Origin of the sequence: Micromonospora sp. NPDC005171, assembly GCF_040608575.1 — a bacterium.
In the GTDB taxonomy this organism is placed as follows: domain Bacteria; phylum Actinomycetota; class Actinomycetes; order Mycobacteriales; family Micromonosporaceae; genus Micromonospora.
Map to the genome: position 1 here is coordinate 1 of NZ_JBEXIM010000039.1, position 15,159 is coordinate 15,159.

Consider the following 15,159-nt stretch of genomic DNA (forward strand, 5'->3'; position numbering starts at 1 on the left):
ATCACCACCTGGGGTGTGCGGGACTGCGACTCGTGGCGGGGCTCCGACAACGCCCTGCTGTTCGATTGCAACGGCAACAAGAAGGCCGCGTACACGAACGTCCTGAACGCCCTGAACGCCGGCCCCGCCATCCCCACCACCCCGCCGCCGACGGACCCGCCGCCCACCACGCCGCCGCCGACGGACCCGCCGCCCACCACGCCGCCGCCGGGAACGCCGGATGGCTGCTCGGCATCGGTGTCACTGAACTCGTGGAACGGCGGGTTCGTGGCCACCGTGAAGGTGACCGCCGGCTCCGCCGGCACCAACGGGTGGAACGTCGGCGTCACGCTTGCCAGTGGTGCCAGCGTCACCAACACCTGGAGTGCGACGGCCAGTGGCTCCACCGGCGCGGTGCGGTTCGCCAACGTGGACTACAACGGCCGGCTCAGCCCGGGCCAGGTCACCGAGTTCGGCTTCCAGGGCACGGGCAGTGGGGCCGGCATCACCCCCACCTGCACCGCCTCCTGAGAACGACTGACTGACCGCACACGTCGGCCGGTGTGGGGGACCGATCTGGTCCTCCACACCGGCCGACCTCATGTCGCGACGAGCGGGTCGATCAGGAGTACGGCAGCCGCAGCACCGACTGGTTGCCGATGCCCACAGTGGTCGGGTTGTTGCCGATAGCCGACCAGACCTCCACCCGGACCGTGCCGTTGCTCAGCGCCCCCAACGTGCCGGTGGCCGAGGCCAGGCCGGCGTTCTGGGTGTAGTGCTCGTAACCGGTGACCGGGTCGGTGGCGAAGTAGCGCAACGTCTCCACCCGTTCCCAACTGCCGTTACCGGTGAGGTCGTAGGAGATCCGCACCTGCACACCGTTGCCGACCGCCGTCCCGGCGTCCACGAACAGGTCGAACGCCGTCTGCCCTCCGGTGTAGGCGAGGTTCAGGCCGGTCGCCGTGAACACCTGGGCGTTGGTGGGCGTACCGTCGTGGTTTCCGTTCGCCGCCGCGACCGTCGTCGTGGCCGCGCTACCAGCGGCGCCCAACCCACCACCGGGCAGCAGGTACCGCGTCGGCCCGCCGGTGGACGGCGGCGGGGTGGTCGTCGGCGGGGGATCGGTCGGCGTCGTCGGGGGAACGCCGCCGGCCGCGTTGCCACCACTCCAGGTGTACGCCCCGGTGGTGGCCGTCTTGCCGGCGCCCACGGTGAGCGTGGTGCCGTTGGAGAACGTCACAGTGATCGGCGTCGCCGTCGGGTTCGACGCCACGTAGGTGCGGGCCCCGTTGCGGGAGAAGACCGCGGACAGCGGATGGTTGCCGGTCACCGTCGTGTCGACATTGCCGAGGGCGGCGAGGTTGCGGATCCAGTGGAACGTGTGTGCCCGACTCTCGCCCTCCTCCGGGGTGTAGCCCGGGTTCGCGCGCAGGTTCGCCAGTGCCGCGTCGGGGTCGCCGAGGGCCTGGAACTGCCAGAGGATGTCCTGCCACACCGTCGGTTGCCCGCCGTTGTTGCGGACGAGTTCGGCGTAGTTGGTCCGCACGTACGCCGGGTTGTTGCCCAGATAAAGGTGACCGCCGGTGACCGGCAGCAGGTTGATGCCCTGGATCATCTCCGGCTCGCCGCTGAACCAGGTGGCGTACGCGCCGCCGTCGCCCCAGACCATGCCGACCGTCGAGTGCCCGAACGCGCTCGGGAAGTTCTGGTCGCTGACGTCGAACCAGTATTCCTGGATGGCCGCGGCCTGCGTGGTGTAGAGGAAGACGCCCGCGTCGCGGACCGCCGTGTTGCCTGTCGTCTGCCCCCACTGGATCAGGGCGCTCGCGAAGTTCATCCCCTCGGACGAGGACTCCTGGTTGTTGCCGGAGCCGAAGGAGCCGTGCCCGGACGCCCAGTCGTGGCCGGCGTAGATGTCGAAGTCCCGCAGGTACGGGAAGCGGGTGTCGTCGCGTCGGTAGTTGTTGGCGTCCCGGATCAGCAGGTCGACCATGCCGCCGTAGCGGCTGGTGGCCGCCCAGCTCGGGTCGAACTTCGCCAGGGTCGCGGCGGCGGCGATGTAGTAGCCGTAGTGGAAGTGGTGGTCGTTGAGCTCCTGGTCGGACCCGTACGACGCCGGGTAGCCGATCAGGGTGCCCCAGTTGTTGTCGTAGTAGAAGACCCGGCTGGTCTTTCCGCTGGACGCGGTGAACCAGTCGGTGAGCGTGCTGCGGATCGCGTTCAGCGCGCTGTCGCGGGTCGTGGTGTCGTTGACCTGGTCGGCGATCTCGGCGATCCGCGCGGCCCGGCCGAGCCCCTTGCCGGTCCAGTAGGTGTCGTTGCCGCGTTGGTCCATCGGGTTGGCGCGGGTGGCGGCCAGGTGCCCGGTGAGGGTCGCCAGGTCACCACCGCTGCCGTCACCGACGGCCGGCAGTTCCGGCAGGATGCCCTGGAACTTCATCGCGGTACGGAACTGGTTGACGCCGGTCAGCACCTTCATCCGGCCGCGCGCGGACGGGTAGGTCGGCGTGATCGCTGTGGAGCCGCTCAGCGACTTCCACTGGTGGGGGTAGAGGCTGACCACTGTCTGCGTGGCGGTGCCCTCCCGGGCGGTGGTGGTGAACGAGTACGTGGTGGTCAGGCCGCTGGTCGCCGGGTTGTAGGCGTACGACACCTGGGTGCCGGTCACGTGGGCGTGCGCGTACTGGCCGTAGGTGGCGGCCAGGCTGGCGCGCTCGGTGGTGCTCGACGTGGGCGGCAGGAGGGCGACGGAGAAGTAACCGCGACCGGCCAGGGTGGACGAGATCCGACCGGACGCCACGGTCCAGCTGGCGCCGCTGGGGGCGAACCCGACGTAGTCGTGGCCGTTGACCCGGAAGCCGATGGTGGCGCCGCTGTTGGACCAGACGTCGGGGGTGCCGGCGGTGCTGATCTCCGCGTTCCCGCCGGTGGTCTGGAAGTACGCGAAGGGCAGACCGTGGCCGATGGTGGCGCGCATGGTGCGCGTGCCGTCACTCCAGTGTGGGCTGACCGTCCAGTCCGTCCAGCCGTCGACCTTCACCAAAGGTGCGGCGAGCCCGGCCACACCGACCCGGATGTCCTGCACGTACGGGTAGTGGAACTCGCCGACACCGGTGGCGGTGCCGCTGATGGCGGGCGTGGAGTTGGCGGAGAAGCCGAGCCCGTCGGTGAAGGTGTCGTACGAGATCGGGTGGGCGTGCAGCGGTTCGCTGAAGGAGCAGTCGGTGCGCTTCCACAACAGGGACGACCACCAGTCGTTGGTGGGTATCGGCCCGGCGGGCGCGTTGGCGGTGGCGAACTGTCGGGGGTTGCTGGACATCGCGCCGCAGCCGCTGGGGAGCGGGCCGACCGGGGTGGTGGTGTAGCTGCCGGCGCCGACGGTTGCGGCTTCGGCCGCGCGGGTGACGGGGATGGCGAGGCCGCCGACGACCAGGGCCAGCGCGGTGGCGGCGGCCAGGGCCCATCGGCGGTGGGGGACGGGAGGTTTCATCGTGCCTCCATCGCGCGCGCCGGTTGCGGACCTCGCCGGGGACCAGCGCGTTGCGTCTGAATTGGGGGGAAGGTCGGGTGAGAGAGCGCTCTCTCGGCCACGGTAATGGAGTACCGAGATCCACGTCAATGTGTCCAACCCGTTGCGTGCTGATGTCGCTATTTGCCGGCACCCGCAGGATCGCTCAGCCACGCGTCCGGCACGCGCATCCGCCACGCGTCGGTCACCAGCTCGGTCAGCCGGTCGAGGTCGACCGCCGCCAGGCGCAGCAGCACCAGGGGCAGGCCCTGGTAGCCGGGCGTGGTGAAGAAGACCTCCGGCTCCCCGAGCAGGAGAGCCTGCTTCTCGGCCTCGTCGCCGACGAACAGCACAGCGATGTCGAGCCGGATCACCCGAGGCTTGCCCGGTATCCGCTCCGGGTAGGACCAGACGAAGCCCTTGTCGGCCACCCGGAAGTCGAAGCCGTCACTGGGAATCTCCACCGCGTGCGGCAGGGCCAGCGCCACCCGGCGTACGTCGTCCGCGTCAGCCACCGAACCCCCTCGCACCGCGCACCATCCGCATGCGCCGAGATTACGCGGTGGACAGCTCGACGGCCGTCACGCCGACGATGCTCCGTTCGCCGTTCTCCTGGACATAGCCGACCACGCTCGCGTTCCGCGGATCGAGATCAGGTGGTGTCACCAGCTCCACCTGCCCCCGGTCGGCGTCCAGGCCCACCGACCGGAAGGCGCGGACGACGTTGTCCTGCCGCAGTGTCCGCCCGGCGTTCTCCCCCCGGGCGATGTCGCTGGTCAGGTCCCGTTCCACGACCGCCACGTGCAGCACCGCGCGCTCCGGCGGGCGTTCGGCCCGGTAGTCAACAATCACCCGGTCGGCACTGCGGTTGGCAATGGAGAGCGCCAGTGCTGTGGTGGCGGTCGAGGCCATGGCGGACATGATCGCGCCGGCCGCCCGTCGACGATCGGAACCGACGAACTCGACGCTGCCGTTGACGACCATCTGCGGGGTGTACAGACCTCGGGTGCCGAACGCGCGGGCGTACGCCTCCTGTCGCGCGGTGTACGCCGCGTCCGCGAACTGGTCGGGCCAGCCCAGGTCGTCCCAGTAGTCGACATGGAATCCGAGGGCGAAGACGTTCTGTCGCCGAGCCCGTGCGTCGCGCTCGATCTCGCTCAGCAACTCCTCCGCGGGAGGGCAACTGTTGCAGCCCTGGGACGTGAACATCTCGACGACGGCGAAGCCGCCGTCCGTCGATGGATTCGTCATGGTGGCGTGTCTCCTCCCACTGTGTGCCCGGCGGCGCTGCGTTCCCGTTTCGGCCGTGACAATGCGCGTGCGGTGGCGTCCCCCTGCCGGCCTCGCGGGGAGCGCCGCCAGGCCGGGTGGTTGGATGGTCGGGTGCAGTTCACCGTGACAGACGCGCCGGCGCGGGAGCGTTTCGAGGCGCGCGACGAGGCGGGCGCGGTCGTCGGGTTCGTCACCTACCAGTTGACCGGCTCGATCATCGCCTACACCCACACCGAGGTCGATCCGGCGTACGAGGGCAGGGGCGTCGGGTCGACGCTGGCGCGGGCGGTGCTTGACGACGCGCGGGGCAAGCGCCGGACCGTCGTGCCGATCTGCCCGTTCATCGCCGACTGGCTGGTCAAGCACCCGGAGTACGAGGACATCGTGGTCCGGTCCACCCGCAAGATTAAATAACCGCGCTCGGGTCGGCTGGTGTCAGGCGTCCGGTAGGAGCTTTGCGGCGAGGGTGCGGGCGGTCGCGGTCAGGGTGTCGATATCCAGCCCGGTCCGCCCCATGAACACCAGCCCCTGCTGTGCGGCGAGCAGCGCGCGCGCCGTCTCCACCGGGTCGGCGTCGCCTGGCAGGTCACCCTCCTCCTGGGCCCGCCCGACGCTCTCGGCGACCAGGGCTGTCGTCGCCTCGTAGGTGCGCCGCGCCTCGGCGAGAACGTCGGGGTCGCTGGTGGCCAGCTCGTACGTGCTGTTGGCCATCAGGCAACCGCGCCGGGCGGCGGCTCCACCCGGGTCGTTCACCGGCGCCATGACGAACGCGCGCAGCGCGTCCAGGGCGCGGGGAGCGGACGCGAGCATCTCGCGCACGTGGCCGCCGCTGGTGTCGGTGTATCCCCGCAGCGCCCGCAGGAACAACCGGTGTTTGTCCCCGAATGCGCCGTAGAGGCTGCCCTTGCCCAGCCCGCTGACGCGTACCAGATCCTCCAGCGAGGTCGCCGCGTAGCCGGCGTCCCAGAACTGGTCCCGGACCGCGCGGATCACCTGCTCCTCGTCGAACTGCCGTGGCCTCGCCATGTGACAAGCGTAGCAATTACTGACCGATCGGTCCACCAAACGTATGGTGGACCGATCAGTCAACAACTCAGGTCACTGGAGGATCAACCCATGGCACAGCCTCTTACGGGCAAGGTCGCCCTCGTCACCGGCGGTTCCCGCGGTCTCGGCGCGGCCACCGCCCGCGCTCTGGCCGACGCCGGCGCGGACGTCGCCATCACCTACGTCGGCTCTGCCGACAAGGCCGCCACCGTCGTGAAGGAGCTGGAGGGTCGGGGGGTGCGCGCCCTCGCCCTGCAGAACGACCAGGCGGACAGCTCCCGCGCCCCGCAGCTGATCAACGACGTCGTCACCCAGCTCGGCGGCCTGGACATCCTGATCAACAACGCCGCGATCTCGCTGGAGCAGGGCAGGACTGTCGACGACCCGGACGTCGACGTCGCCATCCTGGACCGGATGCACGCCACCAACTACGCAGGCGTCATCGCGATCATCCGCGCGGCGGCGAAGGTGCTGCGCGACAACGGCCGGATCGTCAACATCGGCTCGGGAATCGGCACCCGCGTCGGGGTACCCGGTCTCGCCGACTACGCCGCGACCAAGGCCGGGCTGATCGGCTACACCCGGGGCGTCGCCCGCGACCTGGCGCCGCGGGGCATCACCGTCAACATGCTGCAAGCCGGGCTGATGCTGACCGGGATGGAGCCGCCGGACCCGGAGATGCTCAAGGGCATGGTGTCCAGCCTCGCGATCCAACGGGTCAGCGACCCCGCCGAGACCGCCGCGGCCATCGCGTTCCTGGCCAGCCCCGCGGCCTCGTACATCACCGGCGCCGTGCTTGACTCCAACGGCGGATACACCGCCTGAGCCCCGCCCCTCCGCAGCCCGTCGGGAGACCCCAACGATGACAGCCGCCACCTTCCGTGCCCTGCACCACGACCGTGCGTCCGGCGACCCGCTCGTCCTGCCCGGCCCCTGGGACGCGGGCAGCGCCCGGGTACTGGCCGACGCCGGTTACCCGGCGCTCGCGACCCCGAGCGCGGGTGTCGCCGCCTCGCTCGGCCACGAGGACGGCGCGACCCCGCCGGACGAGATGTTCGCGGCGGTCGCGCGGATCGTCCGCGCCGTGTCCGTTCCCGTGTCCGCGGACGTCGAGGACGGTTACGGTCTCGCCCCACGCGAGTTGGTCGGGCGGCTGTTGGAAGCCGGCGCCGTCGGCTGCAACCTGGAGGACTCGGAGGGGCACACCACCCTCAAGGACCCCCGGCGGCACGCCGACTGGCTGGCCGAGGTACGCGCCGAGGCGGGCGACGCGCTCTTCATCAACGCGCGCGTCGACACGTTCCTTGTCGGGACGGGCGACCCGGCCGACGCGGTGGAACGCGCCCGCCTCTACGTGGCGGCCGGCGCCGACTGCGTCTACCCGATCCTGGCCCCGACGCAGGTGCTCCCGCAGCTGCGGGACGGCATCTCCGGGCCGATCAACATGGTCGCCGGACCGGACCGGGAGTCCGTGGCCGAGCTGGGTCGGCAGGGCGCCACACGCATCACCTTCGGCCCCGGAATGCAGCGGTACGCGATGGGCGCGATCGGCGACCTCGCGGCCGAACTGCGGGCCTGAGACCGCACGTCACCCCACGCGTCGCCGCTCCGGCGCAGCCGCACGGTGGGTGAGGGGCCGGCCGCTGCGCTTTGGCTGGTCAGTTGGTCGCGGCGTGCTCGGTCGGTGCGGTGGCGCTGCGGGTTGGCCGGTCGCTTGCCGGGGTGATCGACTCGGGTTCCTGGAAGTCGGGGTGTTCGGGTCGGGTGGATGGCGCGGATTCCTGAATGCCGAGTCGATCACCGAGGCGCTTGGCGTCGGAGGTTTCTCGGCAGCTACGGCCGAGCCCCCGGCGCGCCGTCGCGAAGACGGCTGCCGGGGGCTCGAATGCAGGCGGTCAGGCCTGGTTGCCGTTCGGCAGCACGGAGGCCATCTCGTCGCCGGCGCCGGCGAGCACGCGTGCCTGCTGCGGCCAGCTGGCCAGCCCAGGTGCGGCGCGCAGGCCGGCGGCCCGGATCAGGTCGCGCAGCGCCGGCTCGTCCAATTCGCCGAGCTGGCCGTACGTGCGCACTCCCGCCTCCTGCAACGCGGCCGCCATCTTCGGCCCGATTCCCTGAATCCGGCGGAAGTCGTCGGCCGGGCCCGTCGGGTCGGTGTCGAGGCTGCTGATCGCCGGGTCGACGGCCGAACCGACCGCAGGGGTCGCCGTGCTGACCGGCCGGACCGGAGGCGCGGCCACCGCCGACCGTTCGGCCCCCGCAGCGTCGGCCGCGGACTCGGCCTGTGCCGGATCAACGTTCACCGGCTCGGATGCCACCGGCTCGGATGCCACCGGCTCGGATGCCACCGGCTCGGCGGTCGCCTGGTCGGCGGGCGTCGTGTCGGCGGGCGCCTGTGCCGGCGTCGTGTCGAGCGCCGTGGCCTTGGCCTCCGCATCGTCGGCCACACCGACGGAGACCGACGTATCGTCGGCCGGCGTCGTGTCGGCCGGGCTGGTGTCGGCGGTCGGGAGGTCGTCCGCGGGCTGGCGGGGAGCGACAACGGCCGCCGGGGCGGGCTGCTCGTCGACCGCGACCGGCTCGGGGGCCGATTCCGCAGCCGGCTCCGGCCGCAGCTCAGCAGCGTCGGACCGCTCGGTGGCCGGCACCGGCGGAGGGTCCTCGGTCAGCGCCATGTCCGCCGGGTCGACGCCGCTCGGGACGTCTGTCGGCACGGGCACCGGAGTGGGACCGTCCGGTTCGGTCATCGCGGCTGGCGCGCTGACCGTGTCGACAGGTACCGGCTCGTCGGCGACCGCGTTGGGCGCCGGGTCGACGGCGGCCGCAGGCTGGGCCTCGTCGGTGGTGGCAGCCGGCGTGGGCGTGGAAATCACAGCCAGGCCGGCGACGGGGTCACCATCCACTATCGACTTGCCCTGCACGCCCCGCCGGCCGCGCAGCAGCCACCCGGCAGCCAGGCCCAGCAACAGTGCCAGTACCACTATCAGCGAGTGTCCGAAAGACCACGCCACGGCGAACCTCCCTCTCACCTCGTTGGAAAAGTCACGAGAAAAACTCGCCGCAGCTTCGCACACGCGTATTGCGGACGAGAGACAGGATCGGTCGTCAGCGTTGCGCGTGGGCCGGCCACCTCAGCCGGTGCCCGCCGGGTGACACAGCGTCGCCCAATCGCATTAAAACTCGACCGGATGAAACCAGGCCCGGCAAGACCGAGAAAGCGATGAGGCCCTGGACGCGAGGAGATGCGGGACCCGGCAAGCTCCGGACGCGATGAGATGCGGGACCCGGCAGGCCCGGACCCGATGAGATGCGGGACCCGGCAAGGCCCGGACGCGAGGAGGCGCGGGACGCGGCAAGGTCCGGATTCGATGAGATGCGGGACGCGGCAAGGTCCGGACCCGATGAGACCGGGCCGGGAATGGAGTGGCCGGGCATGGATCGGTCGGTCAGAGTGCGCCGGACGCGATGAGACCCGGGCTCGGCGAGGGACACTGAGCCCGGGTCGGGCAATGGCTTCAGTCCCGGTCGCCCTCGTAGGTGTGGAATTCGTCGACGAACCGGCGCCGCAGCGGTGGTACCCGGCTGGTCACTCCGAAGTAGCCGCGCGCGCCGAGCAGCGCGAGCCGACCCACCACGGGCCGGTACATCCGGTCGTCGCCGCTGGTGCCGCTGCGGTTCAACGATTCGGCGACCCGGGCGAAGCCGTACGGCGCCATCACGGCCTCGTAGTCGGCGACCGCTTGGAGCAGTGTCTTGTCGCCGGCGGTGGCGCGGCTGAGCTGCGCGCACAGCAGGCGGGCATCGCGCAGCGCGGTGTTCGCGCCCACGCCGCGACCCGGGGTCATGGTGTGGATGGCGTCGCCGAGCATGGTGACGGTGCTGCTCTTCCAGGGCGGCACCGGCTCGGAGGTGGACACTTTGATCGGTAGGGCGCTGGCCGGGTCCGCGTGGGCGAGTAGTTCCCGTAGGTGCGGGTGCCAGTTCGAGGTGAGGTCCAGGGCTACCTGCACCAGGTCCTCGCCGCGGCGCTCCATGATGTCCGCAGGGAAACGGTTGGCCGCACTCCAGATGATCAGGTTGATGTTGTCGGTGGTGGTGTCGTGGGCCAGGCCGGGCCAGTCTCGGAGCAGGGCGGCGTCGGGCTCGCTGACGCCGGGCTTGATCGCGCGTTCGGCGTCCCACTTGAACTCCATGACGTGCAGCACGCCCATCATCCCGCCGACGCCGAAGATCAGCGAGATGCCCTGCTGGACCCGCTCCGGAATGAGCCCGCGGGTGTGCGGGGTCAGCGGGATCCGGGTGGCGATGTTGATCGTCCCGGCGTCGCGGGTGACGGCGTGCGGCAGGTACTGGCGGCGTACGGCGGAGTGGGTGCCGTCGGCCGCCACCAGCAGGTCGCCGGTGGCGCTGGTGCCGTCGGCGAAGTGCGCGGTGACAGTGCCGTCGTCGCGCTGCTCGTACCGGATGAAGGTCTTGTCGAACTGCACCACGTCCTCCAGGCCGGTCAGCAGCACCTGGCGCAGCACCATCCGGGCCACCGAGTGTTCGGTGCGCACCGGGTCGGCGCTCGGCCGCAGCGCGAACGACGCGGTCTGGCGCAGCCCCTGGGTGACGACGTTGAAGTAGTGCGGCGGCCGGGCGCAGGTGGCCAGGAAGGTGGCGAACAGCTCCGGGGACAGGCACTCCCGCAGCGCCCGGCTACCGGTGGGGCCGATGCCGACCCGGTAGCCGAGCAGCCCCTCGGCGCGGTCGCGGTGTCGTTCATAGACGGCGACGCTGATCCCGGCGCGGCGCAGGCCGTGCGCCAGGCACAGCCCGCCCGTGCCCGCGCCGATGATCAGGACGTGCGGCGGCGCGGCGGACATGTCAGCCGGCCGGGTGTGCGGCGGGTGCCTCGGTGCCGGCCGGGCGGGGAGCGGGCGCGTCGGCGCTGGCCGGGCGCGCGGCGGTGTCGGCTGGACGTGCGGCGGTGCCAGCGGGGCGCGCCACGGGCGTGGTGGCGTCGGCGGGGCGCGCGGTGGTGTCGGCGGGGCGCGCCGTGGGCTCGTCGGTGGCGTCCCACCGGTAGAAGCAGCCGGCGATCGCGTCCCGGGGGGAGCGCCAGGTCGGCAGGTACGGCGACGTGTGCGCGGAGAGCCGCTCGTTGACCTGCTTGAAGAGCGGGTGGTTGCGGGCCGCCGCGAGCGCGTCCGGGTCGACGTCGTCCGAGGTCTCCAGCAGGTGTACGCACAGGTCGTGTAGGCAGTACAGGGATCGGTGCGTGACGCCGGTCAGGCCGGGGAGTTCGGTGGCGTCGGATTCGGCGAAGATCTGCGCGACCCGCCCCTCCGCTCCCGGGATGATCCGGCTGACGATCAGTAGACGACTCATGGGGCCCCTTCCGCCGGTGGCCTGCCCGATCCCTCCGGGGGTCGGTGCCACGTGCTCTGTGCGCCCACCGTGCCGCAGCGCCTGTCACATCACCGTCACGTTCGCCGACCGGTCGGTGACGGGCGGCACCGTCACGTACGCCTCACGGTGGGTGACGGTCGGTCGGTGATGGCCTCGCGGCTGGCCTGCCGGATCGGGGCGAGCGTGTCGTCGAGCAGGGCGCTCATGGCCGGGCTCGGCTCCAGCCGCAACTCCCGGCGCAGCAGGTCCCGGTAGACGTAGAAGGCGTGCACGGCTTCGAAGGCGTTGCCCTCGGCCAGGTGGATGCGGACCACCAGCCGGTGTGGTGTCTCGCGTAACGGCTCGGCGGCCATCGCCTCCAGCGCGGCTTCGAGGGCCTCGCCGTGCCGCCCCGCGGCCAAGTGGTGCCCGGCCACCTGTTCGAGCATGTGCAGGCGCAGTTGGCGCAGGCGCTCCCGGTCCAGCAGCACCCAGTCGTCGTACCAACCGGGGAGGAGGTCGTGCCGCCCGGCGGCGAGCGCCCCGGCCGCGGTGCGGGGGTCGTCGCCGTCCCGGACCCGGGCCGCGGTGCCGACCAGGTCGTCCACGTCGAGCCGGACCGCCGGGCTGAGTCGTACGGTGTCGCTGGCCACTGTCATCGGGCAGCACGGGTCCTGTCGGAGCCGCCACAGGGCGGTACGCAGGGAGGACAGCGCCCGTTCCTCCGACGCGTCGGGCCAGAGCAGCCCGGCGAGCTGACTGCGGGTGGCGCCGGGGCGGAGCCCGATCAGCGCGATCACCCGTTGCAACCCGCGCGGCACCACGACCGGAACCGCCTCGCGGAGGAGTCGAAAGCCTCCGAGCAGGTGCAGCGAGACGCCCTCCTCGGGCGGGTCTCCGGCGGTCGGCACGGACGGATCAGCGGCCACGGCGGCACCCCCTGCGGAACGCTCGTCCCGATGTCTGCTGTGTCCCGGATCGGTTGCCCGCGACGCCACTGTCGACCCCACCGATGACGGCGTGGCCGGGCGCGACTCCACCCGCCGAGGCCGCCGGGCTGACCATGCTGAAGATTATCAATAATGGTCACGTTGAGTCAATGTCGTCGTGCGCCTTCTATGGCGACAGTCAACCCGAGATCGGTTCTGAACTGCATAAACGATAGCGGGCGGAGCGCGCCGGGCGCATAGCTGATACACAGGTTGCGTCAACGCTGCGTCACCACCATGCGTCGCTGATCGGCCCGGGGCGGTGACGCCGCCGTGACGAGGAGCGGCGCATCGTGTCGGCAGTCGTCCAGCGCGTCCGGGGGCCACCCGTCGCCGGCCGGACGCTGTGGGGGGAGGCCCAGTATGGACCGATCGCTGATCGTCGCGAAGGTTGATCCGACCGCTGAGGAGCGGGTCGCCGAGATCTTCGCCGAGTCGGACGCGACGGAGCTGCCGCGCCTGGTCGGTGTCCGGCACCGCTCGCTGTACCGACTGCACGACCTCTATGTGCACCTGCTCGAGACCGCGCAGCCGGCCGAGGGCGCGGTGGAGGCCGCTCGTGACCACCCCGAGTTCATCCGGGTCAGTGACCGCCTGCGCCCGTACGTCTCGCCGTACCTGTCGACCTGGCGTTCGCCGCGCGACGCGATGGCGCGGTGCTTCTACCGGTTCGACGCCCCGGACACCGGGCGGCGGTCGTGACGGCCACCGCGTCGCGGGAGGAGCAGCTCTGGTCCCGGTGCGCGGGCTGCGCCAGCCTGCTCTACCGCAAACGGTTGCGCCGCAACCTCGACGTCTGCCCGGAGTGCGGGGAACATGCCCGACTCGGCGCGCCGGAACGCCTGCGCCAACTGGTCGACCCGGGTTCGCTGCGCCTGCTGCCCGACCGGCTGCCGGAGGCGGACCCGCTCGACTTCGTCGACGTGCTGCCGTACCCGCACCGGCTCACCGGCGCGCGGGCCAGCACCGGCCTGGCCGAGGGGGTCGTCTGCGCCACCGCCACCATCGGTGGGCACCCGGTGGCCCTGGCGGTGATGGATTTCCGCTTCCTCGGCGGCAGCCTGGGCTGCGCGGTGGGCGAGCTGATCACCCGGGCGGCCGAGCGGGCGCTGGACGACCGCACCCCACTCGTCCTGGTCACCGCCTCCGGTGGGGCGCGGATGCAGGAGGGCGCGCTGTCGTTGATGCAGATGGCCACCGTCAGCCAGGCCATCGCCGCGCTGCGCGAGGCGGGACTGCTCACCGTGAGCGTCCTCACCGACCCGACCTACGGCGGGGTGGCCGCGTCGTTCGCCACCAACACTGACCTGGTGCTCGCCGAGAGCGGCGCGCGGATGGGCTTCGCCGGCCCCCGGGTGATCCGCCAGATCACCGGGCGGGCCCTGCCGGAGGGTTTCCAGACCGCCGACTTCCTGCTCCGCCACGGGCAGGTCGACATGGTGGTGCAGCGCCGGTCGCTGCGCGGACGGCTGGTGGCGCTGCTCGCCGCGACCCGCGCCGGCCGTCCGGCGCGTCCGCCCGTACCCCGGCAGGAGCCGGCGTCGCGCCGCGAGCGCCTCGCCGACGACGGCGTGGCCCTGGCGCGGCCGGCGACCGAGGGAGAGGCCGGCACCCCGGGAGCGGGCGACACCCCGGCGGTACGCGACGCGTGGGACACCGTCCGGATGGCGCGGCACCCCGGGCGACCCACCACACTGGACTACCTGGACTCGGTCTTCGACGGGTTCGTGGAACTGCACGGCGATCGGCTCGGCGCGGACTGCCCGGCCATCGTGGGTGGGGTGGCGCGGTTGGCCGGCCGGCACGTGATGGTCATCGGTCACCAGAAGGGGCACACCACCGCCGAGCTTGTCGCCCGCAACTTCGGCATGGCCAGCCCGGCCGGGCACCGCAAGGCCCTGCGGCTGATGCGCCTCGCCGCCCGCCTCGGCCTGCCCGTGGTCACCCTGGTGGACACCCCCGGCGCCGACCCCGGGGTGAGCGCCGAGGAGCAGGGCCAGGCCGCGGCCATCGCCGAGAACATCCTGACCCTCACCGTGCTGCCCACCCCCGTGCTCGCGGTGATCACCGGGGAGGGCGGCAGCGGCGGGGCGCTGGCGCTGGCGGTGGCCGACCGGGTGCTGATGCTGGAGAACGCCGTCTACTCGGTGATCAGCCCCGAGGGGTGTGCGGCGATTCTCTGGCCGGACCGGTCCGAGGCGCCGCAGGCCGCCCGCGCGTTGCGACTGACCGCGCCCGACCTGTGCCGGCTCGGCGTGGTCGACGAGGTCGTGCCGGAGCCGTCGACCGCCGCGCACGACGACCCGGCGGGGACCGCCCACCGGTTGCGTGCCGCCCTGCTGGCCAACCTCCTGCCGCTGTTGGACGTGCCGCCCGCCATGCTGGTCCGCCTGCGCCGGCAACGCTTCCGACGGTTCGGCGCGAACCGCGTCGGCGCCCGGGCAGGCCGGCGATGACCGCCGGCGACGGGTCGCTGTCGACAGTGCACGCGTCCGACGACGTGGGGGTGGACGGCGAGGAGGCGCTGGCCGGGCTGCGCCGGCAGGCTCAGCACCTGATCGCCGAGCTGGCCGGGCCGGTGCGCCGGATCCGGCTGCGCAGCGGGCCGGCGGTGCTGGAGGTCGAGTGGCATCCCGAGGACGTGACCCGACCGGACGTGCCTGCCGTACCGGCTCAGGCGCCGCCGGCGGCGCCAGCGCCCGGCGCCCCGCCCGCGGTGCTCCGGCCGCCGGTGCCCGGGCGCGCCGCGGTGCGCGCACCGATCGTCGGCACCTTCTACCGGGCGTCGGAGCCCGGCGCGCGACCGTTCGTCGCGGTGGGCGACCTGGTCCGTCCGGGCCAGCCGGTCGCCATCGTCGAGGCGATGAAGCTGATGAACGAGGTGACGGCCGACCGGGCCGGCCGGGTGGCCGCGATCCTGGTCGAGGACGGCCAGCCGGTCGAGTACGACCAGCCGCTCGTCGAACTGGACCCGGCGTGACGGCGCGAGGTGGTTGA

Annotated in this window: 14 protein-coding genes and 1 pseudogene; 7 read left to right on the forward strand and 8 right to left on the reverse strand. The window is 72.1% G+C overall.

Annotated features, from left to right (window positions below; all coding sequences use genetic code 11):
* Positions 1–510 (forward strand): cellulose binding domain-containing protein (locus tag ABZU74_RS28480; RefSeq protein WP_355430044.1); only part of this gene is annotated, 510 nt, incomplete at its 5' end.
* Positions 511–601: 91 nt separating this feature from the next.
* On the opposite strand, the gene ABZU74_RS28485 is transcribed toward ABZU74_RS28480, so the two are convergent.
* From ABZU74_RS28485 to ABZU74_RS28495, 3 genes are all read right to left on the reverse strand, one after another.
* Positions 602–3,469 carry a glycosyl hydrolase gene (locus ABZU74_RS28485; RefSeq protein ID WP_355430047.1) on the reverse strand — a complete coding sequence of 956 codons (2,868 nt, stop codon included), beginning with the start codon at positions 3,467–3,469 and terminating at the stop codon, positions 602–604.
* A 158-nt stretch (positions 3,470–3,627) separates the two neighbouring features.
* A complete protein-coding gene (locus ABZU74_RS28490) occupies positions 3,628–4,002 on the reverse strand; it encodes a hypothetical protein (protein WP_355430049.1) in 375 nt (124 codons plus the stop codon).
* A gap of 40 nt (positions 4,003–4,042) precedes the next feature.
* Positions 4,043–4,738, reverse strand: a complete 696-nt coding sequence (locus ABZU74_RS28495; protein WP_355430052.1) for a DUF1223 domain-containing protein — start codon at positions 4,736–4,738, stop codon at positions 4,043–4,045.
* Between the two features lie 132 nt (positions 4,739–4,870).
* Between ABZU74_RS28495 and ABZU74_RS28500 the strand changes: the two genes are divergently transcribed.
* Entirely contained in the window at positions 4,871–5,173 is a 303-nt protein-coding gene (locus ABZU74_RS28500; RefSeq protein WP_355430055.1) for a GNAT family N-acetyltransferase, read from the forward strand.
* A 21-nt stretch (positions 5,174–5,194) separates the two neighbouring features.
* Here the strand turns inward: ABZU74_RS28500 and ABZU74_RS28505 are convergent, their stop codons facing one another.
* On the reverse strand, positions 5,195–5,785 hold the full coding sequence (locus ABZU74_RS28505; protein ID WP_355430057.1) for a TetR/AcrR family transcriptional regulator: 591 nt from the start codon (positions 5,783–5,785) through the stop codon (positions 5,195–5,197).
* 90 nt (positions 5,786–5,875) lie between these two features.
* Between ABZU74_RS28505 and ABZU74_RS28510 the strand changes: the two genes are divergently transcribed.
* Both ABZU74_RS28510 and ABZU74_RS28515 read left to right on the forward strand, forming a co-directional pair.
* The gene (locus ABZU74_RS28510; protein ID WP_355430060.1) at positions 5,876–6,631 is read left to right on the forward strand and encodes an SDR family oxidoreductase; all 756 of its coding nucleotides are present in this window, start codon (positions 5,876–5,878) and stop codon (positions 6,629–6,631) included.
* Between the two features lie 37 nt (positions 6,632–6,668).
* The gene (locus ABZU74_RS28515) at positions 6,669–7,385 is read left to right on the forward strand and encodes an isocitrate lyase/phosphoenolpyruvate mutase family protein (protein WP_355430063.1); all 717 of its coding nucleotides are present in this window, start codon (positions 6,669–6,671) and stop codon (positions 7,383–7,385) included.
* A 316-nt stretch (positions 7,386–7,701) separates the two neighbouring features.
* Here the strand turns inward: ABZU74_RS28515 and ABZU74_RS28520 are convergent, their stop codons facing one another.
* The 4 genes and pseudogenes from ABZU74_RS28520 to ABZU74_RS28535 form a co-directional block, all read right to left on the reverse strand.
* On the reverse strand, positions 7,702–8,784 hold the full coding sequence (locus ABZU74_RS28520) for a hypothetical protein (protein WP_355430066.1): 1,083 nt from the start codon (positions 8,782–8,784) through the stop codon (positions 7,702–7,704).
* A gap of 534 nt (positions 8,785–9,318) precedes the next feature.
* A complete protein-coding gene (locus tag ABZU74_RS28525; RefSeq protein ID WP_355430069.1) occupies positions 9,319–10,668 on the reverse strand; it encodes an NAD(P)/FAD-dependent oxidoreductase in 1,350 nt (449 codons plus the stop codon).
* A gap of 187 nt (positions 10,669–10,855) precedes the next feature.
* A pseudogene (locus ABZU74_RS28530) lies at positions 10,856–11,173 on the reverse strand (TcmI family type II polyketide cyclase); the annotation flags it as partial.
* Positions 11,174–11,304: 131 nt separating this feature from the next.
* Positions 11,305–12,102 (reverse strand): BTAD domain-containing putative transcriptional regulator, encoded by a 798-nt coding sequence (locus ABZU74_RS28535; protein WP_355430072.1) that lies wholly within the window; start codon positions 12,100–12,102, stop codon positions 11,305–11,307.
* A gap of 423 nt (positions 12,103–12,525) precedes the next feature.
* On the opposite strand from ABZU74_RS28535, the gene ABZU74_RS28540 reads away from it, so the two are divergent.
* From ABZU74_RS28540 to accB, 3 genes are read left to right on the forward strand one after another with little or no spacing between them, the layout of a single operon-like run.
* Positions 12,526–12,864: a TcmI family type II polyketide cyclase gene (locus ABZU74_RS28540; protein WP_091408771.1), complete on the forward strand. Its 339-nt coding sequence runs from the start codon at positions 12,526–12,528 to the stop codon at positions 12,862–12,864.
* Positions 12,861–14,618, forward strand: a complete 1,758-nt coding sequence (locus ABZU74_RS28545; RefSeq protein ID WP_355430075.1) for an acetyl-CoA carboxylase carboxyltransferase subunit alpha — start codon at positions 12,861–12,863, stop codon at positions 14,616–14,618. Before ABZU74_RS28540 ends, ABZU74_RS28545 begins: the two co-directional genes overlap by 4 nt.
* Positions 14,615–15,142: an acetyl-CoA carboxylase biotin carboxyl carrier protein gene (accB, locus tag ABZU74_RS28550; protein ID WP_355430078.1), complete on the forward strand. Its 528-nt coding sequence runs from the start codon at positions 14,615–14,617 to the stop codon at positions 15,140–15,142. Before ABZU74_RS28545 ends, accB begins: the two co-directional genes overlap by 4 nt.
* Positions 15,143–15,159: the final 17 nt, after the last annotated feature.